This is a genomic window from Duganella guangzhouensis (assembly GCF_009674535.1).
In the GTDB taxonomy this organism is placed as follows: Bacteria; Pseudomonadota; Gammaproteobacteria; order Burkholderiales; family Burkholderiaceae_D; genus Rugamonas; species Rugamonas guangzhouensis.
Map to the genome: position 1 here is coordinate 311420 of NZ_WKJK01000006.1, position 22839 is coordinate 334258.

A 22839-nucleotide genomic window follows, 5' to 3' on the forward strand; every position below is an offset into this window, starting at 1 on the left:
TCCCTAGCCATGCATCACAGAGATGCGGGGAGACAACAATGAAGCTTTTGCAATTTGCCATGCTGGGCGCGGCTGTCGCCGCCGGGTTCGCCCTCGCCTCGCGTGCGCAAGCCCAGACACCATCACCGGACACCCCACCCGCTGCCCGTGGTACCCAACCGTACCTGCCGCCCGCCCTGCGCAAGCCGCTGGGCCAGGGCGCGGTACTGCTGCGCTATCAATCGGTGCAAAAACTGAAGAAGCGTTTCGAAGCCGCCGACGTTGACGGCAGCGGCACGCTGAGCCGCGAAGAGGCGCGCCGCGCCGGCCTGACCGTGGTCGACAAGAATTTCGACCATATCGACACCGCCCAGCGCGGCCAGGTCAGCTTCGACGATGTGCAAACCTTTTTGATCCAGCGGCGCGAAGAAGCCAACTCGCGCTGATTACGCCTCCGGCGGGGCGTCGCGGCGCGGCAGCGTCAAGCTGAACACCGCCCCCTCGCCCGGCTTGCTTTGCAGGGTCAGCGTGCCCTCATGCACCTCGGCCAGCTGGCGCGAGATGTACAAACCCAAGCCCAGACCGGCCGGCGCATCGGCGCCGACGCCGCGTTCATACGGTTCAAAAATCCTGGCCTGCTTGTCCGGCGCGATGCCGGGGCCGCAATCGCGCACATCGATGCGCGCCCAGTCCTGCTCCACCGTCAGCGTCACCTGCACCGGCTGCGCGCAGCCATAGCGCAACGCGTTGGTCAGCAGATTGACCACGATCTGCTCGATGCGGAATTCATCCCACCAGCCGCTGACCGGCGTCGCCGCGTCCAGCGTGATGCTGGTGCCGGCGGTGGTGGCCTGCGGCGTCAGATCGTGCACCACCCGCCGTAACAGGCCGGACAGCTCGACCCAGCCCGGCCGCAGCGACAGCTTGCCGCTGCGGATGCGCGACACGTCCAGCATATCGTCGATCAGGCGGATGATGCTCTGGATCTGACGGTCGTCGCGCGCCACCATGCGCTGCAGCTGCTCGGCGCCGAAGGCTGCCATATTGCCGCGTTCCAGCTGCATCTTGCGCAGCTGGGTTTCCAGATACAGCGTGTTGAGCGGGGTGCGCATCTCGTGCGACACCATTGACATGAATTCGTCGCGCATCAGCAGCGCGTGGCGCAGCTGGGCCTGGGTTTCCTCCTGCTGCTGACGGGCCGCCTGCAACTCCTCAACCTGGCGCCGCATCGCCTCGCGCTGCTCGTACAGCGCCACGAACACCGCCACCTTGCCCTTGACTGCGCGCGCGTCCAGCGGCTTGTACAGCATGTCCACCGCGCCCGCCTCATAGCCCTTGAACGCGTAGTTCAGCTCCTTGCCGGCGGCGGTCACGAACACGATCGGGATTTGCCGGGTTTTCTCGGTGCCGCGCATCAGCTCGGCCAGCTCGAATCCATCCATACCCGGCATCTGCACGTCCAGAATGGCCAGCGCAAAGTCGTGCTGCAGCAGCAAGGCCAGCGCCGCCTCGCCGGAACCGGCCTGGTAGATTTCGCGGCCGTCGCCGCGTATCAGTGCCTCCAGCGCCTGCAGGTTCTCCGGCAGATCGTCGACGATCAGCAGCTTGGTGGGGGATGCGTCTTGCATTAATTATTCTCCAGCATCAACAACAACGTGTGTATGTCATCCAGCGACAAAATCAAGTCCGGCCGGTGCAGGCGGATCGCCTCCTTCGGCATGGTGGCCACCTCGGCTTCGGCCGGGTCTTGCACCACGGTCAGGCCGCCGGACGCGCTGATCGCCGCCAGCCCGGCCGCGCCATCGTGGTTGGCGCCGGTCAGCAGAATGCCGACCAGGGCCGGACCGTAGGCATCGGCCGCCGATTCCATCAAGTAATCTATCGCCGGACGGGCAAAGTGCAGCGGCGCCTCGCAACTGAGCGAAAAGCTGCGATCATTCTCCACCGACAGATGGTAGCCCGATCCGGCAAAATACAGCGTTCCGGACGATATCTCCTCCTTGTCGCGCGCCTCGCGCACCGGAATCGCCATGCGCGCCTGGAACACGCCGGCCAGATGGCTCTCTCGCCCTTCCGGCACATGCAGCAACGCCACCAGCGCGCAACCGTAATCGGCCGGCAGGCCGGGCAACAGCCGCAGCAGCGCGCCGACGCCGCCGGCCGAGGCGCCGATCACCACCGCCTCGATCTGGCGGCCGGCCAGTGCCGCCTGCAGTTGCGCGCGGTCCATGTTCTAGCGCTTGCGGAACAGGCGCTCGCGCTTGAGTATCGGCTCAAAGCGTGGCGCATAGGCGGAGAAGTCGATGCTTTCCTTGCTGCCCAGTCCCAGAAAGCCGCGATGGCACAGCGATTCGTGGAACAGGCCGTAGGCGCGCTCCTGCAACTTCTTCTTGAAATATATCATCACGTTGCGGCAACTGATCAGGTGGGTCTCCGCAAACACCGTGTCGGTGGCCAGGCTGTGATCGGCAAAGGTGACGTTCTCGCACAGCGACGTGTCGAACTTGGCGGCGTTGTAGGCCGCCGTGTAGTAGTCGGAAAACGCACGCATGCCGCCGGCCGCCTGGTAGTTCTGCGTGTACTCGCGCATCGCGTCCAGCGGGAACACGCCTTCGCGTGCCTTTTCCAGTGACTTGGGGTTGATGTCGGTGGCGTAGATCATGCTGCGCTCCAGCAGTCCTTCCTCCTTCAGCAGGATCGCCATCGAATACACTTCCTCGCCGGTGCTGCAGCCGGCGATCCAGATCTTCAGCGACGGATAGGTGCGCAGCACCGGCATCACCTGCTCGCGCAGGCCGGCGAAATAGCTCGGGTCGCGGAACATCGAGGTGACCGGTATCGTCAGGAATTGCAGCAGCTGGCTGAACGCGGCCGGCTCGTGGATGATGCGCGCCTGTAGCGCCGAGATGCTGTCGCAGTCCATCTCGCGCAGCGCGTGCAGCACGCGGCGCTTTTGCGAGGCTCCGGTGTAGTCACGGAAATCGTAGCTGTACTTCATGTAGATGGCTTCCATCAGCATCTTCAGCTCGATGTCGGTGTCGCTGTGATACATGCTCAGCTCCGTTCCGCGTTCGGCATCCAGACGCGCAGCAGCGAGTACAAGCGCGACAGGTCGATCGGCTTGGCCAGGTAATCGCTGGCGCCGGCGGCCAGGCATTGTTCCTGGTCGTCCTTCATGGCTTTAGCGGTGATGGCGATCACCGGCAGGCGGGCGAAGCGCGGATCGTCACGCAGGCGGCGGGTGGCTTCCAGGCCGTCCATGCCAGGCATCATGATGTCCATCAGCACCAGGTCGATGTCGGGCACGCTGTCGAGTTTTTCCAGTGCCTCGTGGCCGTTGCGGCCGACTTCCACCAGCGCGCCCTTCTGCTCCAGCGCGCTGGTCAGGGCGAAGATGTTGCGCACGTCGTCATCCACCAGCAGGATGCGACGGCCTTCGAACACGCGGTCGCGCGAGCGCACGGTTTTCAGCATGCGCTGGCGTTCGCTGGACAGGTCGGCTTCCACCTTGTGCAGGAACAGCGTGACTTCATCCAGCAGCCGCTCCGGCGAGCGCGCGCCCTTGATGATGATCGAGCGCGAGTATTTATGCAGGTCGGCTTCCTCGGCGCGCGACAGGTTGCGGCCGGTGTAGACGATCACCGGCGGGAACGCCGCCAGCGATTCGCCAGCCATCCGTTGCAGCAGCTCGTTGCCCTGCATGTCGGGCAGCTTGAGGTCGATGATCATGCAGTCGTAGATGGTGGTGCGCAGCAGCGACAGCGCTTCCTCGCCGCTGCCGACCGCGACGATTTCGACGTCCTCGTCGGAAATCAGTTGCACCACGCTGTCGCGCTGGCGGTCATCATCCTCAACTAACAGCACCCGCTTGATTTTTTGCGTCAGCTTGGTTTCGATGCGGCGGAATACTTCCATCAGCTGTTCGCGCGTGGTCGGCTTCAGCGCGTAGCCAATCGCGCCCAGGTGCAGCGCCGCTTCGCCATTGTCGGAACCGGACACCACATGCACCGGAATGTGACGGGTAGATGCGTCATCCTTCAGCAGCTGCAGCACCGACAGGCCGGAGCGGTCCGGCAGGCGAATATCCAGCAGCACCGCGTCCGGCTTGTACTCGCGCGCCAGCGCCAGACCCTCGTCGGCGTCGAACGCTACCAGGCAGTGGTATTGCTTCTCGTGCGCCAGGTCGTACAGGATGCGGGCGAACGGCGCGTCATCCTCCACCACCAGCACCAGGCGGCCACGTGGCTCGCCGGCGGCTTGCACCAGCTCGCGATCGTCGTCGAAGGGGCGCGGCGCGGATGGCGCGCTGGACGGCGTTGGCGCCGGCAATGGCGGCAACGGCGACAAGGGGGCGCCGCTGGTTTCCAGCAGCGCCGGCACGGTGGCGCTGCCGGCGCGCGGTCCCGCTTCGGGCGCGGTCCACACCATCGGCAAGGTCAGCGTGAAGCAGCTGCCCTTGCCCGGTTCGCTGACCAGCGTGATGGCGCCGCCCAGCAACTGCGCCAAGTCGCGCGAGATCGACAGGCCGAGGCCGGTGCCGCCGTACTTGCGGCTGGTGGTGCCATCGGCCTGCTGGAAGGCGTTGAAAATGCCTTGCTGGTCTTCGGCGCGGATGCCGATGCCGGTGTCCTGTACCGCGAACGCCAGCGCGTCGGTGCCGCAGGCGTGCACCGACAACGTGATCTGTCCGGTGCTGGTGAACTTGAGTGCGTTCGACAGCAGGTTTTTGAGGATCTGCTCCAGGCGCTGACGGTCGGTGACGATGTGGTCGGCCACGTCGGCATCGACCTGCAGCTGGAACGCCAGCTTCTTCTGCTGCGCCAAGGGATCGAACACCATCGCCATGCCCTCCACCACGTGGCGGGCCGACAGCCGTTCCGGATTCAGGTCCAGCTTGCCGGCTTCGACTTTGGAGATGTCGAGGATGTCGTTGATCAGATTCAGCAAGTCGTTACCGGCCGAGTAGATGGTGTTGGCAAAGCGCACCTGCTCTTCGTTCAAATTGCCGAGCCCGTTTTCCGCCAGCAGCTTGGCCAGGATCAGCGAGCTGTTCAGCGGCGTGCGCAGCTCGTGCGACATATTCGCCAGGAATTGCGATTTGTACTGGCTGGCGCGTTCCAGGTCGCGCGCGCGCTCTTCCAAGTCTTGCTGGGCTTTCTGCAACTCGGCGTTTTTCTGGTCCAGCGCCTGGCCCTGTTCGGCCAGTTGCTCGTTGGTCTGCTCCAGCTCGGCCTTCTGGTTTTCCAGGCTGGCCTGCGATTCCTCCAGCACGCGCGACTGTTCTTCCAGTTCCTCGTTGGCGGTGCGCAGTTCTTCCTGCTGCACTTGCAGTTCCTCGTTCAGTTGCTGGGTCTCAGCCAGCACTTCCTGCAGGCGCTGGCGCGACTGGCTGGCTTCGATGGCGGCGCCGATATTGCCCTTCACTAGCGTCAGCAGATCGATATCGCGCTCGCTGATCGGGCGCAGCAGACCCAGTTCGACCACGCCGTTGATGTCGCCATCGCTATCGACCGGCGACAGCAACACGCTGGCTGGCGCGCCGCCACCGAGGCCGGAAGCGACCTGGATGTAATCGGCCGGCAGCGGCTCCAGGCGAATGACGCGGCGCTCCAGCGCGGCTTGCGCCACCAGGCTCTCGGCCGGCTTGATCTGCTGATCGCGCTGTTCCCAATCGTCGCTGAAGCCATAGGAAGCGATGCGGCGGAAGCTGCCGTCCGGCGCGCGCAGATACAGCGCGCCGACCACCACACCCATATAACGCGCCAGGAATTGCAGCAGCGTCTGCGACAGCTGCGGCAGCGCCAACTGGCCAATGCCCTGCTGCGCCAGTTCGCTCTGGCCGGTGCGCAGCCAGGCTTGCTGCTGCAGCAGCGTGGCGTGCTCGGCGTGTTCATTCAGCGCCTTGGTGTAGACGTTCGACAGACCGGTCAGCTCGCGCCGGCCGAACCAGGCCAGGATGCCGCCCACGCCCAGCGTCAGCAGCAGATAGATCACCGCCACCCAGGTGGTGACAGCGCGCGCCTCATCGTTGCGGTCTTGTCGCATGCGCACTTCGGCGGCGACGAAGGCGTCCAACTGACGCCGGATCTCGTCGAACTGCACCTTGCCGCGGCCGGTCTTGACCGAGCCGCTGACATCGCCGTTGGCGGCGCGCAACCGTATCATCTCTTGCGCGTATTGGTCCCATTGCTGTTGCTGATATTTGATGGTGCGCAGGCGGTCGACCTGGGTCGGGTTATCTTCCACCAGCTTGACCAGACCATCGATATTGGCCGCGACCTTGGGCTTGGAAACGATGTAGGGCTGCAGGAAGGAATCGTCGCCGGCCAGCAGATAGCCGCGCAGGCCGGTTTCCATGTCCACCATTTCCTTGGCGATCTGGTTGGCGTTGCCGATCACCCGTTCGCTGTGTTCGACCCAGTTCATGGTGGTGATCAGGTAAGCCAGCAGCACCACGAACACGCCGGCGCTGACCACGCCGGCCGCCAGCGGCAGCGTGACGTTGCGAACAAGAATACGACGGAAGCTGCGATCGTCCAGCGTGGTGGAGTTAGGCATGGTTTGGGCCAGAGTAACTTGAGAAGCAAGAAGTTTATCTCAAATACAAGCCTGACAAGCCCACCACTTCAATCGTGCGTGAGGGAAATAACATATCCCTTCGTGCAAATGCAGAACCATTAACTCAGGAGCAACTCTCGACGAATTGCTCGCCGTCCCAGTCCGCAATCGCCGAGTTCCCGCCGAAACAACTTTCGACCACCGTGCCGGCGCGCTCAAAGCAAACCACCCAGGAATAATCGTCTTCTCGGACAGGCATCAGCGCACGCAAAATTTCAGCAATGCGCCTAACGGTGGGCATCAGCTGGGCATCAGAAAGGTCGTCACCGTCGGGGCAACGCAGTTTCTGCGGAAAGACGGTCTATAGCGCGATTTGTCAGCTCATCCTCGTCCATCATTTTCCCCTCCTCTTGGTCTGAGTGGGCAATCCCGCCGGGATTCACTGAATATGCGCGATGACATAGATCATAGCGACCTTCTGCGAGCCGCGCTTTTTATTCGTGGAGATGGTCATACGGAGGGGACGTCTAATATGGAATTGGCCGCGCTGGTGGTGTGCTCCATCAGCGCGGCCGTGGTGCCTGAGCCGCCGAGCGGGGCTCAGGCGGGGCTGCTTAGTGCTTGGCTACTTCGGCTTCGGCGTCGATCTGCTTGCGGATCTTCGCCACCTGGCCCGCGTCGGCTGCAGATGCCTGGTTGCCCCAGCTCTGACGCACGAAGGTGACCAGTTGCGCCGCCTCGTCATCCGACAAACGCCACGCAAAGCCCGGCATGCCCAGATTCGACGGCGCGCCCTTGGTGGACGGCAGCGAACTGCCCGCCAGCACCAGACGGATCAGCGAAGTCGGATCATCCGACAGCACCGATGGATTGCCCGCCAGCGCCGGGAACACCTTGGCGTTCGAGGTCGCATCGGTACGGTGGCAGGCCGCGCAGTTGTCCAGGTAGAGCTGAGCGCCGCGCGTATCGTTCTGACCGGCCTTGAGCGCCTTGGCGGTGGCGTCGCTGGCCGCATAACGCGCCTTCTCTTCCGGTCCCGGCGACAACGACTTCAGATAGACGGCAATCGCCTTCAAATCCTCCGGCGTCATGTCCTGCGTGCTGTGCGACACCACATCCGCCATCGGCGAACCGACCACGGCCGAATGGGCATTACGTGCCTTGCTCAGCGTATCGATGATGTCCTGCTCGCTCCAGCGGCCCAAACCACCCGCCGGATTGCTGCGCAGGTTGACCGCCAGCCAGCCGTCGATCACCGGACCGCCCGACAGGAACAGCGGATTCGACTCATCCTGCGCCAGCTCCTGCATGGTGGTCGCGCGCGGCGTATGGCAAGCGCCGCAGTGACCCAGCGATTGCACCAGATACGCGCCACGCGCCAGCGCCTCGCCCTGGTACTTGCTCAGCACCAGCGGCTCCACCGCCGGCGCCCAGGTCTTGCGCCAGATCGCCAGCGGCCAGTTCATCGACATCGGCCACGGAATGTCATGCGACTTGTTGGCCTGCGCCACAGCCGGCACGCCCTTCATGAAGTAAGCGTACAACGCGCGCATGTCATCGTCGCTGATCTTGGCGTAGGACGGATACGGCATGGCCGGATACAGCGTGTCGCCCGACGCCGCGATGCCATGCCGCACCGCGCGGTCGAAATCGTTCAGGCTGTAGTTGCCGATGCCGTTCTGCTTGTCCGGCGTGATGTTGGAGCTGTACACCGCGCCCACCGGCGTCGCCATCGCCAGACCACCGGCAAACGGCTGTCCCTTGGGCGCCGTGTGACAAGCCACGCAGTCCGCCGCCACCGCCAGATAGCGGCCCTTCTCGATCAGCTGCGCGTCCGGCGCCGTCAGATTGGCCGTGCCCGGCCCGATATCGCGCGTGGCAGTGCCCTGCTTGGCGTAGACGAAGGCGCCGACCACGCCCACCGCCACCACACCGGCCACCGCCAGTATGCCTTTTTTCAGATTGCTCATATTGTCTCCTTACGCCTGAACCAGCGGGCCTGGGTTCTTCAGATACAGCTCACGCACCGCCTTGGCGCACCAATAGGTCAGCGCGCCCACCATGCCGGTCGGGTTGTAGCCATTGTTCTGCGGGAAGGCATTGGCGCCCGGCGCAAACACGTTCGACACATCCCACGATTGCAGATAGCGGTTCAGCGCCGAGGTCTTCGGATCATGGCCCATGATGGCGCCGCCGCAGGTGTGGGTCGACTGGTACTGCGTCACGTTGTAGTGATCGCCGTCCTTCTTGGCATCGCCCTTGATGGCTTTCGGCCCCAGCACCTTGCACATGTCCGAGGCTTTCTCCACCAGATACTGCGATGCCTTGATCTCGTTGTCATGCCAGTCGAAAGTCATGCGCAGCAGCGGCCGGCCGAAGCCATCCTTGTAGGTCGGGTCCAGGCTCAGGTAAGCGTCCTGGTAGGCCATGCAGGAACCCTGCACCTCGTAGTAGAACGAATGGCGGAACGCTTCCTTGACGCCCTTCTTCCACGCGCTGCCCCAGTTCGGCACACCCGGCGCGGTGGCGATGCCGCGCACCGGACCGCCGCCCGGCTGACGCGCCCAGACAATACCGCCGCCGATGAAGCCGGACTTGGTGCTGTCGTTGCGGTTACCGTTCAAATCGTCGATGGTGGTGCCGCCGCCACCGATACCGATGAACTGGTTGGCATTCACCGTCTCGTCAAAGAACAGCGAAACGCGGTTCAAGTTCTGGTACGAGTAGTTGCGGCCGATGGTACCGGTATTGCTGACCGGGTCATACGGCACGCCAATGCCTGACAACAGCATCAAGTGCACATTGAACAGCGAGAACGCACACAGCAGCACGATATCGGCCGGCTGCTCGGTCTCGCGGCCCTGCGCGTCCAGATAGGTGACGCCGGTGGCTTTCTTCTTGTCGGCGGTCAGATTGACCTTCAGCACCTGCGCCAGCGTGCGCAGTTCGAAGCCCTTGCGGCCGCGCAGCACCGGCATGATGCAGGCGTTCGGGCTGGCCTTGGAATAGTTGAGGCAACCGTAGTCCGAACAGAAGCCGCAGAAGTTACACGGCCCCATCTGGCAGCCATACGGATTCACATACGGGCCGGACGCATTCGAGGCTGGAATCGGATACGGGTGATAACCCATCTCGCGCGCCGCCTTGTAGAACAGCTCGCCACCGAGATAATTCGGATTCGGCGGCAGCGCGAAATCGCGTGTGCGCGAGCCTTCGAACGGATTGCCGCCCTCGATGTATTTGCCATTGATGATGCCAGCCTTGCCCGAGGTGCCGCACACATATTCGAAATGGTCGAAGTGCGGTTCCAGATCCTCGTACGAGACCGGGAAGTCCTGAATCGTCATGCCTTGCGGGATGAACTTCTTGCCGTAACGCTGCTCGATATTGCTGCGCACCTTGAAGTCCTCCGGCAGCGCGCGGAAATGGCAGCCGGACCAGTGACTGCCGGCGCCGCCGACACCGGTGCCCGGCTTGAACGAACCCATCTGGCGATATGGCACCGCGGTGTCGTTGACGCCGTGGCGAATGGTCACGGTTTCCTTGTTCAGCGATTGCAGATACTTGCGATGCACCGAACCTTCCAGCTCATCCACCACGCGCGGGTAGGCGAAATCCGGCTGGGTGTCGCGGTCCGGGCCGCGTTCCAGGCACACCACGTTGAGGCCGGCGTCGGTCAGCTCCTTGGCCATGATGGCGCCGGTCCAACCCATGCCGACAATCACGGCGTCCACTTTGTTTTTTACGATAGTCATGTCTTACCCCCTACGTCCAGCCAGATCGACCGGGCCGATCGGATACGGTTTGTCGCGGACTTCCACCCAGTCCAGATAGTCGGCGCGCATGCCCGGATAACCGATCATCTTCCACGCGCCCATGCCTTTGTTGCCGCCGTGCTTGGGATCGGCAAAATAGCCATTGCGCACTTCATTCAGCAGATTAGTGAAGAACAGCTTGGCCGAAATGTCTTCCAGCTTGAGCTTGCCGCCCTCGCACCCCTTGAGGATTTCTTCCTGCTGCTTGCGCTCCAGATCGGCAAACGCCTTGCCGCCGAACTGCGAGGCGCAATAGCCGTCGACGTTCTTGATGCCGACCCGGATGATGTCGCGCAGCGCCAGCTTGCCCTGATAGCCGAACTCCGGCGCGGCCGAAACGAACGGTCCTTGCATATACCAGATGTCGCCAGCCGCGAACGGGGTCTGCATGTGGCGGTCGAGGAATTCCAGCACGCCCAGCTCGACGGCGCCGGGGCCGTGCTCGTCGTGCGGAATCAGGCGGTCAACGGCGGCGTGCAGAAACTTCCACTCGACCTGGTTGAAGAAGCTGGGCGTGTAATCGATCGGCTTGCCCTCGGGCGCGTTGGCATCGGCCGCCGTGGCCGGCGTCAACGCGCGTACCGCACCGGTCGCGGCCGCCGCGCCGATCGGAATGAACACCATGCTTTTTATCAGGTTGCGCCGTGACGGCGACTGTTTGTCGTCAGACATTTCTATCTCCTCTGTATGACTACTCAGGGTTACAACGCGCTGCGTGCTTCCCATCGATAACCGACCCCGTAGACGGCCGAAATGGATTCGGCCAGGCCAGTTTCTTCCAGTTTCCGGCGCAGGTTTTTCACATGCGTATCGATCGTGCGGTCATGCACGATGCGCCGGTCCTCATACACCACGGCGCGCAAGTCATCGCGTGACTTTGCTTTGCCGGGTGCGTCGCGCAAGGTCTTCAGCAGGCGGAACTCGACTGGCGTCAGTGACAGTTCCTTGCCGTGGACATAAGCGCGCATGCCCTGGTCGTCTATCTGCAATCCCGGTTGCGGCGTACCGATGGGACGGCGGCGCAGCACGGCGCGCACGCGGGCCACCACTTCACGCGGGCTGAAGGGCTTGCAGATGTAATCGTCGGCGCCGCTGTCCAGGCCGTCGAGACGGTCTTCTTCCTGGGCGCGGGCGGTCATCATGATGATGGGGATGTCGGAGCTGGCGCGCAGCGCGCGGCACAAGGTCAGGCCGTCCACGCCGGGCAGCATCCAGTCCAGCAGGATCAGATCAACGTCGCCGGCCGCCACCGTGGCTTGCACCGCCAGGCCGTCGTGCTGGGCACTGGCGCGGTAGCCGGCCGCTTGCAGATAGCTGACCAGCAGGCGCGCCAGCCGTTGTTCGTCTTCGACCACCAGCACGTGCGGTGCGTTCATGGCGCGGCTCCCAGCAAGGGTAAGCTGATGTGGATCGCCAGCCCGCGCGGCACCGCAGTGTGGGTCGGCGTGGCGCTGATGCTGCCGCCGTGCGCTTCGACGATGCTGCGGCAAATCGACAGGCCCAGGCCGCTGCCGCCGGTGGCGCGGCTGCGCGCGCGGTCGCCGCGCCAGAAGCGTTCGAACAACATTGGCAACGCGGCATCGCTGACGCCAGCGCCATTGTCGGCAAACGTCAGCAGCGCGCTGTTGCGCAAGGTATGCAGGCTGATGTGTAACTGGGTAGCGCCATCGGCATGCCGCAGCACGTTGTTGAACAGATTGCGCAACAGCTGGCGTAGTCGTATCGTGTCGCCCTCCACCGGCAACTGCGACAGGCTGTCGCTGATGATGGCCAGGCCGGCTTGTGCCAGCGGCTCGCGCCAGCGCTGCACCTCGCTGTCCAGCAACGCGGCCAAGTCCAGCGGCTCGCGCCGGTAATCGAAGGCGCCCACCTCGGACAGCGTGATCTGGCGCATGTCCTCCACCAGCCGGCTCAGCGTGGCCACCTCGTCCATCAGCGCCTGCAGGCTGGCGGCATCAAACGGCTCGATGCCATCTTCCATCGCCTCCAGCTGCGCCTGCAGCACCGACAACGGCGTGCGCAATTCGTGTGAGATATCGGCCATGAAATGGCGGCGCAACGCCTGATTGCTTTCCAGCGTGGCCACCATGGTATTGAAGTTATGCGCCAGCATGCCCAGCTCGTCGCGCTGACTGGATGGCACGCGCACGCCATAGTCGCCGCCGGCCACCTTGGACGCGGCGCCGATCAGGCGCCGCGTCGGGGCCAGGAAGCTGCGCGCCAGCAGGATCGCTGCCAGCGCCGCCAGCACCAGCGTGGCCAGTCCGAGAAACAGACTGTCACGCTGCTGCTGTACCTGAAAAGTTTGCTCGGCCTCTTCCTGCAGGCCGCGCAATGGCGCGCCGGCCAGAGTGCCGACCGCCACGCCATTCACCAGCACCGGCTGGTAGCGCAGATCGTCGCCGGTCTGCAGATTGCCGGCCAGGTGATTGCCCTGCATGTCGTACAGACCGAGACGGCGCGGCGCCTTGTCCGGCACCGCGTAGTAAATGGAGTCGCCGCCGGGACGCGGCGAGGTCGCGCGTTCACGGCCGATGGCGCCGGTATAGCGCTCCCATGCCTCACGGTTGTCGCGGATGAAGTCCCAGCTGCCATGTGTCTGGTAGGCGCGCGCAAACTCGAACGCCATCGCCTCCATGCGGCGCGCCTCGACCTCGTTCAGATAGCCCTGGAAGCCACGCTTGAAGCTCCAGCGCGTGCCCAGGCCCACCCCGACCGCCGTCAGCACGCTGACGATCAGCAGTGAAAGGAACAGCCGGGCAGTGATACCGATCTTGACCATGCGGCCATTTAGCCACGATGCGGGGGCCGCTTCAAGCGTGACGCTGAAAACGACGTTAATTCTTCACAGAAACTCCACATTGTTGTGGAGATGACCAGATTAGCCCAACGGCAAGCTGACCATAAACACCACCTGCGGCGCCTCGTAGCGGTAAGCCAGCTCGCCGCCGTGGTCACGAACGATTTGTTGCGCAATATGCAAACCCAGGCCCAGGCCGCCACGGTTGCGCACATTGCCGACCGAAGCGTGCTTGAGCGGGCTGTACAACGTGGGCAGCAGCTCGTCGGCGATCGGCGCGGCGGTGTTGCGCACTTCCAGCAGCAGGCCTTCGTCCTGCGCGTGCAGCCGCACTTCGATCGGCTCGCCATGGGTGCCGTGGTGGCGGGCGTTGCTGACCAGGTTGCTCACCACCTGCATCATGCGGTCGCTGTCCAGCAGCGCCGGCAAGGCCGGCGGCATCATGGCTTGCAGCAGCAGGTCCGGATGCGCGGTGCGCACCTCATCCAGCAGGTCGGCCAGCAGCGGTACAAGATCGGTCTGCTTGCGGTCCAGGCCCAGGCCAAGACCACCGCTGATGCGGCTCATGTCCAGCACCTGGCTGATCAGCCGCTCCATGCGGCCGCTGGAGGCCTGAATGCGCGTGCTCATGGTGCCGGGTGCGCCGCCATGCTGCAGCACGGTGGCGGCCATATTGATCGAATGCAGCGGACCGCGCAGGTCGTGGCCCAGCATCGCCAGCAGCTGGGCGCGGGCGCGGTCGGTCTCGACATGCTTGGCCACGCTGGCGCGATGCATCTCGCCCAGCAGCTGGCTGGCCGCCAGTTTCTGCGTGGCGTCCCACGGCACGGCGCGGCCGCTCACCTCTTCGCGCCATTCGTCGAACGAACCACGCGGCGTCAGGCGCGGTCCGAGCGGGCCGACCCGCACCACTTTTTCCGGACGGCCGGCCCAGCGGATGGTGTGGATTTGCTCGCGCCGCATCGCCAGCAGCCAGCCCGAGGTGGCGGGATCGAAACGCAGGCCCAGCATGCCGGCCCACGGCGTCAGATCGGCGCGCAAGTGGTCCGGCCAGTCGGCCAGCGCGAGACGTTCGACGATTTCCTTGCCGCCCTCCGGCAGCGAAGCGACGATGCGCGCCGCCAGTTCGGGCGGGATATCGCCATGCGTCATCACCTTGCCGTACTGGGTGATGATCAGCGCTTCCGCCTGCAGCGAATGGCACAGCGCGGCTGCATGGCGCAGCAGCGCGCGGCCCGGGTCGTCCTCGTGCAGCAGGGTTTCCATGACACGGGTGCGGACCTCGGCCGAACGCTCGGCCAGCAGCGCGCGCTCGCGCGCTTCCATCGATTGCACCAGCGAGGCAATCACCTGCGCCATCACATCGGCCGCCATGCGGATCGAATACGGCACTTGCAGCGCGCTCATGTGGTGGCACGCCAGCAGCCCCCACAGCCGGCCGTTGACCACGATCGACACGCTCATCGACGCGCCCACGCCCATGTTCTGCAGATATTCGATGTGGATCGGCGACACGCTGCGCAGCACGCTGTGGCTCAGGTCCAGCGGCGCATCGCCGGCGCGGCCGCGCAACGGCGACGGCGTGTAATTGACGTCGGCAATCAGGCGCAGCGTGTTGATGATGTACAGCCGGCGTGCCTGCGCCGGAATGTCGCTGGCCGGATAGCGCCGGCCCAGATAGGGTTCCAGATCGTCGCGCCGCGCTTCGGCGGTGACGTCGCCGCTGTCGTCATGGTGGAAGCGGTAAGCCATCACGCGGTCGAAGCCGGTGATGGCGCGTACCTGCTCGGTGGCCAGTTGCAGCAGCGCGTCGATCGACTTCTGGCGCTTGAGGCGATCGATGGCACTGTGCGCCTTCAACGCGAACGCGGCCACCGCGTCGCTGGGCGTGTCGCGCCGCTCGAACTCGATCAGCAGCCGGCCTTGATAGGCATGCACGATGCAGTCGAACTGCACCGCGCCCAGGCTCACCTCCAGCGCGCTGGCCGGCGCTTCGCCGTCGCTGATGCTGTCCACGCATTCCGCAGCGGCCTCGTGCACCTCAGCCGGCAGCGGCAGCGCCGACAAGGGCAGATCCAGCGCCAGCGTCAAGCCGAGCAACTGCGGCGCGTTGTCGCTCCATGCCAGCAAAGCGTTGTTGGCGACGTCAAACGCAAGCAAGGCACCGTGCGGCTGGATACTGCCCGGAATGTGGATAGGTTCATCCGCACAGTTGTCCAGCGTGACGGGATCGTGCATGGCGCAGATATTCTTTCAAAGGGGGGAGGAAGAATCGATTCTATCACCCCCCTGCGCGCGCAAACAACGGTGCCAGCCGCCTGTGTTCGCTAGCGCACTTACAGCCTGTAGTTCAGACCCAACAGAATCTGGCGGCCGTAAGTGGTGTAGCGTTCCGGCGCGTATGAGCCGCCCGAGAACGGATCGCCCTGACGCGTCTGGTACGGCGAGTTGTTCAGGTTATTCACCTGGAACAGGAACGACAAGCCCTTGTACGCGCCCTCCTCGATCGCATAGCCCAGCTGCAGGTCGATCTGGCGCTCGGCCAGGATCTCGCTGAAGGCACGCTGTGCGAACAGACCGGTGACCTCACCACGATACGCCGAACGGTAGCGGCGGCTGGCGCGCGCCGAGTAACCGTTTTTCTCGTAGTAGACGGTGAAGTTGGACACCACGCCCGACAAGCCAGGCAACTTCTCCTTGGTGCCGGGACCGTTCGGATGGATCGAACTCTCGGTGCCGGACATGCTGCCGGTGACACCGAAGCCATCCAATGGATCCCACAGCAGGCCGGCGTCCAGCGCGCCCGACAGCTCAACGCCCTTGACCAGGCCACCGTTACCGTTGGCCGGACGGTTCAGCGTGCCGATGTCTTGAATCGGCACCACCGCCGACGGATTCGGGAAGCCGGCAAAGCTGAACGCGGTCTGCTGGTTGTAGATATAGCTTTGCAGCTTTTTGTACCAGAGCGCGCCGGCGATGTAGCTGCGTTTGCCGATGTATTTTTCCATCGACAGATCATAGGAGTTGGCGCGCCACGGTTCCAGCTCCGGATTGCCGCCGCTGCCGTTCCACATGCGGGTGGTGGCATCGACGCCGCAGGAGATGCCGGCCCGCATGTCCGACATCTGCGGCCGCGCCACCGTCTTGGCGGCGCCAAAGCGCAGATTGGTGCCGGTCAGGTATTTGTCCAGATCGAAGTTCAGATTCAGGCTGGGCAGCCAGTCGGTGTAAGTCTTGCCGCCGCTGGTGCTACCCAGCGTGCCGGCGTTGACCGTGGCGCCGCGCGACTTCTGGTCGACATTCACCGCCTGCAGTCCCAGCGCGCCGCGCAACGGAATCGGGCCGAGGTCGGCATCGATGCCGAGCTTGGCGTAGGCGGTGGCGATCTTCTCGGTCACGCCCCAGTCCTGCAGCGCCTGATCGTCGGGACGGGCCGGCTGCATGTCATAGTACTTGTGCAGCACGCCCAGCACGTCATAGCTCATCACGCCGGGGATGCCGGCAAACGCCAGCGAGGTCGACGGCTGCAGCAGATCGGACGACACGGTGGCCGGCGCGCGGCCGTTTTTGAGGAACCAGTAATTGTTGGTGTCGGCGTGGGTCTTTTCGCGCCTGCTGTAATTGAGGCCGCCCTCCAGACTGCGGAACATGCCATCCAACTCCTTTTTGGCCGAGAACTTGGCCGAGCCCAGCTTGTCCTCCACCACCGGGTGATGCATGTCCGCATCCTTGCCCCAGCCACCGACGTCGGTCAGCTTGACCACATTGGGATCTGTGAAGTTATAGCTGGGCGTGAAGGTCGGCAGGCCGCTGCCGGTTGGGATGTGGAAGGCGAAATCGTTGTCGGTGATGTGCGAACCGGCCGGGCCGAGACCGGCGTAAGTTTCCAGCACTTCCTCCTTGCGCTTCGCGGTCGAATAGGACAGATCACCAACCAGTGTCCAGCCATCCTTGCGGTAGACATTGTTCCAGCCCAGCGCGCCCAACTCGTCCTTGCGCTGGTTGTAATCGTTGCGGACGATAGGTTCCAGATTGACCAGCTTGCCACCGACCAGCAGGCGCGTGCCGCCGATGGTTTCCACCACCGGATCTTTGTAGGTGACATCGCTCCACTGGTGCGAGTTCCACATCATGCCGCGCATGGTGGTGTTTTGCTTGAACTGGGAATAGTACAGGTCCAGCGTGGTGCGGAATTCCTTACTTGGACGGTATTCAACCACGGCCATCAGACCATCGCGCTTTTGCTCGCGCGACGAGGCGGTGACTTCGGCGCCCTTCAGCGCCACCACGTCTTCCATGCCGGCCGGCAGCTTGTTGTCGGTGCCCCACCACCATGATTTGTATTCCTGCTGCTGGCCCGGCGAATCCAGATGCGCGTAACCAATCGCGATGCCCAGCGTGTTGTTCAGGAACTGGTCCACATATGACGCGCTCAGGCGGTTGCCGTTGGCCGAGGTGTTGGAGTTGAGCTTGCCATTGGAATTGTGCTCGCCGCGCGCGTTCAGCACGATGGTGCGTTGACGCACGTCCAGCGGCCGCACGGTTTGCAGGTCGACCGTGCCGGACAGGCCGCCCGACACCAGCGAGGCGTCCGGCGTCTTGTAGACGGTGACGCCGTTGATCAGCTCGGATGGATACTGGTCATACTCGGCGCCACGGTTGTTGCTGGTGGAGACTTGCTCGCGGCCGTTGAGCAGCGTGGTGGAGAAATCCGGCGCCAGGCCACGGATCGAAATCACCTGCGCGCGGCCCTCGACGCGCTGCGCCGTCAAACCGGCCAGGCGGGCGATCGATTCGGCGATCGACACATCGGGCAGCTTGCCGATATCCTCGGCGGTGACGGCTTCGACGATGGAGTCGGCGTCGCGCTTGATCGCCATCGAGTTTTCGATGCTGCGGCGGATGCCGGTCACCACCACCTCGGTCATCGCTGGACCATCGGCCTGCGGCGTGGCGGCCTGCTGTTGCGCGACGGCCGGGCTGGCAGCGGCAAACGCCACGACTGCGCAAGCGGCGGCGATGGGGGTCATCCTGATCTCTTGTCTGCTCATGGTTGTCTCTCTTTATTTATGGTTTTATTGCCAGGCGAAGGTAGCCACGCTGGTTGCGGGCAGGGTGTAATCGAAACTGCGCAGGCCGACACGCACCGCGAAGCTGCGCGGTGTCTTGGCCGAATTCACCACCAGCAGCACCAGCGAGCCATCGTCGGCATTGCGGAAGGCGACCGTGTCGAGCTGGTTGTAGCCACTGCTGGACGCGATGCGCTGCGCGCCCGGACGCACGAAGCGGCTGGCGTGGGCCAGCGCGTAAAACTCTTCGTTGCGGGTGATCTTGCCGTCGCGGCTGTCGATGGTGACGACACCGCGGCAATCGTTGCAACCGCCCAGATGCGGGCCATCGTTTTCATCCAGTGCCAGATTCCATAACAGCACGCCCTTGGCCCAGCCGCGCGTGGTGCCGATCACCAGCGTGCGCGAGAAGTGCAGCAGATTGTCCGACCACACCGGCGCCCATTTACCGCCCGAGCATTCGGTGAAATAAGTTTCCTTGTCCGGCCAGCGGTCGTGCAGCGCGGCCTGCACGCGCACGTCGCCGGCATAGCAGTGCCAGGCCACGCCGGCCACGTACTTGCTGGCGACCGGGTCTTTCAAGACCTCTGCCGGTGAACCGGGCTCATCCCAGTTGTGATCCCAGTCGAGGATGCGGGTCTGCGGATGCTGCTTCGCCAGCAGCGGGCCGAGATGGCCGCCGATGAAGGCGGCACGCTTGGCCGGATCGACGCGCATGCCGGGATAATCCTTGGGCTCGAAGTGCGGTTCGTTTTGCAAGGTGATGGCATAGATGGGCACACCCTCCTGCTGGTAGGCGCTGATGTAGCGCGACAGGTAGCGGGCGAAGGGCTGGAACGCTTCCGGCTTCAGCGTGCCTTGGATCAGGCTGTCGCCGGACTTCATCCAGCCCGGTGCGCTCCACGGCGAAGCCATCACGCGCAGTTGCGGATTGATGGCCAGCGCGGCCTTGGTGATCGGCAGCACGTCGGCGCGGTTGGGTTCGATGGAGAAGTGCTTCAACTCGGGATCGCTCTGACCGGGCGGCATGTCGTCAAAGCTGTAGTGCTGGCGCGAAAAGTCGGACGCGCCGATGGTCAGCCGCGTGAAGCTGAGGCCGATGCCGGGCGCCTTGCCGAACAGCTCATTGAGCAACGCCGCGCGCTGCTGTTCGTTCAGCTTGTTCTGCATCAGCCAGGCCGACGCATCGGTGATGGCGGCGCCGAAGCCGACCATCTGCTGATAGCGCTGCTTGGGATCGACCTCGATGACGGTGGCGGCCTTGACGCTGCCGTGGAAGCGCGTATCGGCGCCGCGTGCCAGCAGCTGGCTCTGGTCACCGGTGGTGATCCAGGCGTGCACGGTTTGGGCCTGCGCCGCGCTCGCGCACACAGCGCTGAGCAACAGCGATTGGAACAGGGATTTCAAAGGCGAAGGACGAACCGCTCCCCCAGGGTTGACTGTCAGCATACGGTCTCCTCGTGCAGGCAAATCATCGTTTGCCCGTCTCCGATTGTTCACTTATAAATTGAATGGAAACGCTTCCATTCGTTGAAGAAACTATAGCATCGGCAAATCCGCGATGTCAACGAGCACGCCACAGCTGTGGCTGATAAATCGAGGTGTGTGGGATTTTGGTCGGCAGCTGCGCGCGCGCCAAGTGGACCGTGCTAAGCAGCTTGAACCAATGCGCATGCCGCACCAGATCGCGTCCCGCGCGACGATGATCGGTGCCAGGAATCGGCACCACCAGGCCCAACCGCACATGCGGACAATGCAAACGCACCGCCGCCATCGCCGGCGCCAGATCGCTGTCATTGGTACAAACGACAGCCTGCTCGCACTGCCCAAGAAATGCGCCAGAGATCAAATCGGCAGCGAGATTAACGTCCGACTTTTTCTCGGTCATCTTGTAGACCAATGCAACGCGCTCGGCATCTGAAGGTGGGTGTACCAGGCGCAAATAGGAGGTCGACAATTCCAGCGCGCCTTCAATGATTCGGACTTTCTGTGGCGGCATTTTCTTCAACGCTTGCAGGTACAGACTTTGCCGCTGCGGCGAGGCAGGATCGTCGCAAAGACGCGCGAGCAAAGGCGCGGTGTAGTAGCGCACCTCGCATATCTCGGCGTCAGGAATAAGCACGTGGTTCTGGAAAAGCGAAAACAAATCCAGCCACTTGTACGCTGATCGCCTCAGCAGCCCATAGTAGAGATTCCACCCATCCACATACACTATCGTTTTCATGCTGTGCTCCAGAAATGACAAAGCCGCCTTGCGGCGGCCTGTCGCTCCAGAAGCATCACGACGAGCAACGCGTGATGAATTAAGGAGTGAGTCGTAAGTACAGCGTAGGACTGGTCAATAGCAAAGTCAAGCTGCCCCATCAAAGATGCTGCTCGACGTACGGTGGTTTCTCAGTTGAGTTAGCTAAAGCAGGCGACGCCAGAAATGACAAAGCCGCCTTACGGCGGCCTGTCGCTCCAAGAGCATCACGACGAACTAAGCATGAAGAATCAGGGAGTGAGTGGTAGAACCATCGTAGGCCCGCATACGCTTGATGTCAAGCTGCGCACTAAAGGCGTGCGCTCTACCGTTCAGCTCTCGGCCCATCAAAGATTCGCTATCTCTATCGGGACACGATGCTCTAGAAATGACAAAGCCGCCTTGCGGCGGCCTGTCGCTCTAAAAGCATCACGGCTAAACCGGACGGTCAAAGAGTGAGTGGTAAAGTGACGATAGGCCGCGCGTATGACGATGTCAAGCGAGCCATCAAACATTGCCCTCAGCGCGCCCTCCAACTGATGCTGCCACTAACCGGTGGCGGCGGTTTCAGCACCAACGTGCTGTCCTCGCACGCGACCACCAATGCCGAGGTCATCAGCTGCTTTTTGCCGGTGCGTTTTGCGTTCGAACAAGGTCCGGACCGATATACCTGCCGGCTGGCCTGATTTTTCGGGCATTTTTGAGTTACATCAAAAATGTCCGACATAAATTGCCGGATTTCAACGCAAAAAATGCATGCCAAAAACAACTTTTAGCAGACACGCAAACGCCGCGCGGGTGCTGCGGTGCGGCAGAAATTGCGCTGCAACGCAGCATTGCAATCTGCTTAAATCATTGATTTTACTAAGGAATTTTGGTGCGGCTGACTGGGATCGAACCAGTGACCCTTGGCTTCGGAGGCCAATACTCTATCCACTGAGCTACAGCCGCGACAGGGAGATACGCGTAGGCGTGCCGTAGGATACCTTGTTTAACGACACCCGTCCATGGGGTACTGTCGTTTTGCTTATGTTTGCGTTTCCTTCACAGCATTCTTGTGACTATAATCATTCGTTTGGTGAAGGTTTTACAAGGCAGCTGCTAATCAACTCTTCGCGCCACCTCGGCTTGAAATCAGTCTCTTAAGGAAATCATGAGCGACGTACACAACGAACACGAGTCCCCCATCAAAACCCCTAAACAACTGGTGATCGCGGTTGTTGGCTTCTTCGTCATCGTCATCTTTGGCATTGTGCTGCTGGTGCAGTTTGTGACGACCAACAAGCTGACCGGGGCTGGTTCCAACAGCCAGGAGCCAGAAGAAATCGCCAGCCGCATCGCGCCCGTCGCCGATCAGGGCTATACGCTAAAAGACGCCAGCGGGCCGAAAGTGCTGCAATCGGGCGAAGCCATCTACAACGTCACCTGCGTCGCCTGCCATGGCACCGGTGCGGCGGGCGCACCGAAGTTTGGTGACGCCGGCCAGTGGGGCGCACGCATCTCCCAAGGTTACGATACTGTGCTGAAGCACGCCATCGAAGGCTTGCGCGCGATGCCGGCCAAGGGCGGCAATCCGGATCTGGATGATGTGGAAGTGGCGCGCGCCGTGGTCTACATGGCCAACAAGAGCGGCGCCAGCTTCAAGGAACCGGCCGTGCCGGCGCCGGCCGCTGCCGCACCGGCTGCTGAAGAAAAGAAATAAGCGCTACCGCGCCCATGCAAAACCGGCCTGCACGGCCGGTTTTTTATTAGCTGCACAGTCCGTAGACTTTGCGATCGGGGAAGAAGCGGTAGGTGAAGGTGCGCATCGGATACTTGGTCAGCGCGATCTCGAACGCTGGCGGGGTGACGTCGAAACGGTCCGGCAGTTTCTGCTTCACGCGCAGGCGCACGCGCCAGATGGTTTCCTCGCCGGTGGCGCCGGCGATCAGCATGTCCGGCACCTTGGGGATCACTTCGACGATCTCGGCCGGCGAGTTGGTGGTGCGCTGGTAAAAGCTCACCAGTTCCGGCTTGGCGATGACTGGCCCTTGGGGCGTGCTGACGGCGAATTCGCGGCTGAGGAACAGCGCGCGCTGGCCGCGCGGCACCAAATACACAAAGGTGAACTCGGCGCCGCCATCCGGCAACGTGACCGGCGGCGTAGTCGACACGCTGATACCGCGCGGCAGCTCAAAGCGCGAGCCATCCTGCCAGCTGGCGCAGTCCGGCGTCTTCGCCATGTACACATCGACCGGCGTATAAGAATCGCCGCAGGCGCTCAGCAGCAATGGCAGGACGAGAGGAAGGGTGTAACGCAGACGCATGGCAGTCGGACTTCTGAACTATCGGAAGCCGCTAGTATAACCAAATGAAAAAAGGCCGCATCGCTGCGGC

Annotated in this window: 17 protein-coding genes and 1 tRNA gene; 3 read left to right on the forward strand and 15 right to left on the reverse strand. The window is 63.1% G+C overall.

Annotation, left to right across the window (positions count from 1 at the left end; genetic code table 11):
* The first annotated feature begins 38 nt into the window (after positions 1-38).
* Positions 39-425, forward strand: a complete 387-nt coding sequence (locus tag GJ699_RS14065) for an EF-hand domain-containing protein (protein WP_154377189.1) — start codon at positions 39-41, stop codon at positions 423-425.
* On the opposite strand, the gene GJ699_RS14070 is transcribed toward GJ699_RS14065, so the two are convergent.
* The 13 genes from GJ699_RS14070 to GJ699_RS14130 all read right to left on the reverse strand — a co-directional run bounded on the left by GJ699_RS14070 (position 426) and on the right by GJ699_RS14130 (position 20445).
* Positions 426-1607, reverse strand: a complete 1182-nt coding sequence (locus GJ699_RS14070) for a hybrid sensor histidine kinase/response regulator (RefSeq protein ID WP_154377191.1) — start codon at positions 1605-1607, stop codon at positions 426-428.
* Complete coding sequence (locus tag GJ699_RS14075) at positions 1607-2209, reverse strand: chemotaxis protein CheB (protein WP_154377192.1); 603 nt, start codon at positions 2207-2209, stop codon at positions 1607-1609. Before GJ699_RS14075 ends, GJ699_RS14070 begins: the two co-directional genes overlap by 1 nt.
* Before the next feature lie 3 nt (positions 2210-2212).
* On the reverse strand, positions 2213-3031 hold the full coding sequence (locus GJ699_RS14080; RefSeq protein ID WP_154377193.1) for a CheR family methyltransferase: 819 nt from the start codon (positions 3029-3031) through the stop codon (positions 2213-2215).
* A gap of 2 nt (positions 3032-3033) precedes the next feature.
* The gene (locus tag GJ699_RS14085; RefSeq protein ID WP_154377194.1) at positions 3034-6537 is read right to left on the reverse strand and encodes a response regulator; all 3504 of its coding nucleotides are present in this window, start codon (positions 6535-6537) and stop codon (positions 3034-3036) included.
* 614 nt (positions 6538-7151) lie between these two features.
* Positions 7152-8507 carry a cytochrome c gene (locus GJ699_RS14090; protein WP_154377195.1) on the reverse strand — a complete coding sequence of 452 codons (1356 nt, stop codon included), beginning with the start codon at positions 8505-8507 and terminating at the stop codon, positions 7152-7154.
* A gap of 9 nt (positions 8508-8516) precedes the next feature.
* Positions 8517-10292 carry a GMC family oxidoreductase gene (locus GJ699_RS14095; protein ID WP_154377196.1) on the reverse strand — a complete coding sequence of 592 codons (1776 nt, stop codon included), beginning with the start codon at positions 10290-10292 and terminating at the stop codon, positions 8517-8519.
* 3 nt (positions 10293-10295) lie between these two features.
* Entirely contained in the window at positions 10296-11024 is a 729-nt protein-coding gene (locus GJ699_RS14100; RefSeq protein ID WP_154377197.1) for a gluconate 2-dehydrogenase subunit 3 family protein, read from the reverse strand.
* A 29-nt stretch (positions 11025-11053) separates the two neighbouring features.
* Positions 11054-11728: a response regulator gene (locus GJ699_RS14105; protein WP_154377198.1), complete on the reverse strand. Its 675-nt coding sequence runs from the start codon at positions 11726-11728 to the stop codon at positions 11054-11056.
* Positions 11725-13134: an ATP-binding protein gene (locus GJ699_RS14110; protein ID WP_154377199.1), complete on the reverse strand. Its 1410-nt coding sequence runs from the start codon at positions 13132-13134 to the stop codon at positions 11725-11727. Before GJ699_RS14110 ends, GJ699_RS14105 begins: the two co-directional genes overlap by 4 nt.
* A 99-nt stretch (positions 13135-13233) precedes the next feature.
* Complete coding sequence (locus GJ699_RS14115) at positions 13234-15390, reverse strand: ATP-binding protein (RefSeq protein WP_154377200.1); 2157 nt, start codon at positions 15388-15390, stop codon at positions 13234-13236.
* 98 nt (positions 15391-15488) lie between these two features.
* On the reverse strand, positions 15489-18203 hold the full coding sequence (locus tag GJ699_RS14120) for a TonB-dependent receptor (protein WP_154377201.1): 2715 nt from the start codon (positions 18201-18203) through the stop codon (positions 15489-15491).
* A gap of 24 nt (positions 18204-18227) precedes the next feature.
* The gene (locus GJ699_RS14125; RefSeq protein ID WP_154377202.1) at positions 18228-19670 is read right to left on the reverse strand and encodes a glycoside hydrolase family 30 protein; all 1443 of its coding nucleotides are present in this window, start codon (positions 19668-19670) and stop codon (positions 18228-18230) included.
* 115 nt (positions 19671-19785) lie between these two features.
* The gene (locus GJ699_RS14130) at positions 19786-20445 is read right to left on the reverse strand and encodes an NYN domain-containing protein (protein ID WP_154377203.1); all 660 of its coding nucleotides are present in this window, start codon (positions 20443-20445) and stop codon (positions 19786-19788) included.
* A 557-nt stretch (positions 20446-21002) separates the two neighbouring features.
* Between GJ699_RS14130 and GJ699_RS14135 the strand changes: the two genes are divergently transcribed.
* Positions 21003-21149, forward strand: a complete 147-nt coding sequence (locus GJ699_RS14135; protein ID WP_154377204.1) for a hypothetical protein — start codon at positions 21003-21005, stop codon at positions 21147-21149.
* 189 nt (positions 21150-21338) lie between these two features.
* On the opposite strand, the gene GJ699_RS14140 is transcribed toward GJ699_RS14135, so the two are convergent.
* Positions 21339-21414, reverse strand: a tRNA-Arg gene (locus GJ699_RS14140).
* 202 nt (positions 21415-21616) lie between these two features.
* Between GJ699_RS14140 and GJ699_RS14145 the strand changes: the two genes are divergently transcribed.
* A complete protein-coding gene (locus tag GJ699_RS14145) occupies positions 21617-22165 on the forward strand; it encodes a c-type cytochrome (protein ID WP_154377206.1) in 549 nt (182 codons plus the stop codon).
* A 46-nt stretch (positions 22166-22211) separates the two neighbouring features.
* Here the strand turns inward: GJ699_RS14145 and GJ699_RS14150 are convergent, their stop codons facing one another.
* Positions 22212-22769, reverse strand: a complete 558-nt coding sequence (locus GJ699_RS14150; protein ID WP_154377208.1) for a hypothetical protein — start codon at positions 22767-22769, stop codon at positions 22212-22214.
* Positions 22770-22839 lie beyond the last annotated feature (70 nt).

Coding starts and splice junctions, on each gene's coding strand:
- GJ699_RS14135 (WP_154377204.1), top strand. CDS start 21,003: ATGCTGCCACTAACCGGTGGCGGCGGTTTCAGCACCAACGTGCTGTCC.
- GJ699_RS14125 (WP_154377202.1), bottom strand. CDS start 19,670: ATGCTGACAGTCAACCCTGGGGGAGCGGTTCGTCCTTCGCCTTTGAAA.
- GJ699_RS14110 (WP_154377199.1), bottom strand. CDS start 13,134: ATGGTCAAGATCGGTATCACTGCCCGGCTGTTCCTTTCACTGCTGATC.
- GJ699_RS14080 (WP_154377193.1), bottom strand. CDS start 3,031: ATGTATCACAGCGACACCGACATCGAGCTGAAGATGCTGATGGAAGCC.
- GJ699_RS14130 (WP_154377203.1), bottom strand. CDS start 20,445: ATGAAAACGATAGTGTATGTGGATGGGTGGAATCTCTACTATGGGCTG.
- GJ699_RS14085 (WP_154377194.1), bottom strand. CDS start 6,537: ATGCCTAACTCCACCACGCTGGACGATCGCAGCTTCCGTCGTATTCTT.
- GJ699_RS14095 (WP_154377196.1), bottom strand. CDS start 10,292: ATGACTATCGTAAAAAACAAAGTGGACGCCGTGATTGTCGGCATGGGT.
- GJ699_RS14145 (WP_154377206.1), top strand. CDS start 21,617: ATGAGCGACGTACACAACGAACACGAGTCCCCCATCAAAACCCCTAAA.
- GJ699_RS14120 (WP_154377201.1), bottom strand. CDS start 18,203: ATGAGCAGACAAGAGATCAGGATGACCCCCATCGCCGCCGCTTGCGCA.
- GJ699_RS14105 (WP_154377198.1), bottom strand. CDS start 11,728: ATGAACGCACCGCACGTGCTGGTGGTCGAAGACGAACAACGGCTGGCG.
- GJ699_RS14065 (WP_154377189.1), top strand. CDS start 39: ATGAAGCTTTTGCAATTTGCCATGCTGGGCGCGGCTGTCGCCGCCGGG.
- GJ699_RS14150 (WP_154377208.1), bottom strand. CDS start 22,769: ATGCGTCTGCGTTACACCCTTCCTCTCGTCCTGCCATTGCTGCTGAGC.
- GJ699_RS14075 (WP_154377192.1), bottom strand. CDS start 2,209: ATGGACCGCGCGCAACTGCAGGCGGCACTGGCCGGCCGCCAGATCGAG.
- GJ699_RS14070 (WP_154377191.1), bottom strand. CDS start 1,607: ATGCAAGACGCATCCCCCACCAAGCTGCTGATCGTCGACGATCTGCCG.
- GJ699_RS14100 (WP_154377197.1), bottom strand. CDS start 11,024: ATGTCTGACGACAAACAGTCGCCGTCACGGCGCAACCTGATAAAAAGC.
- GJ699_RS14090 (WP_154377195.1), bottom strand. CDS start 8,507: ATGAGCAATCTGAAAAAAGGCATACTGGCGGTGGCCGGTGTGGTGGCG.
- GJ699_RS14115 (WP_154377200.1), bottom strand. CDS start 15,390: ATGCACGATCCCGTCACGCTGGACAACTGTGCGGATGAACCTATCCAC.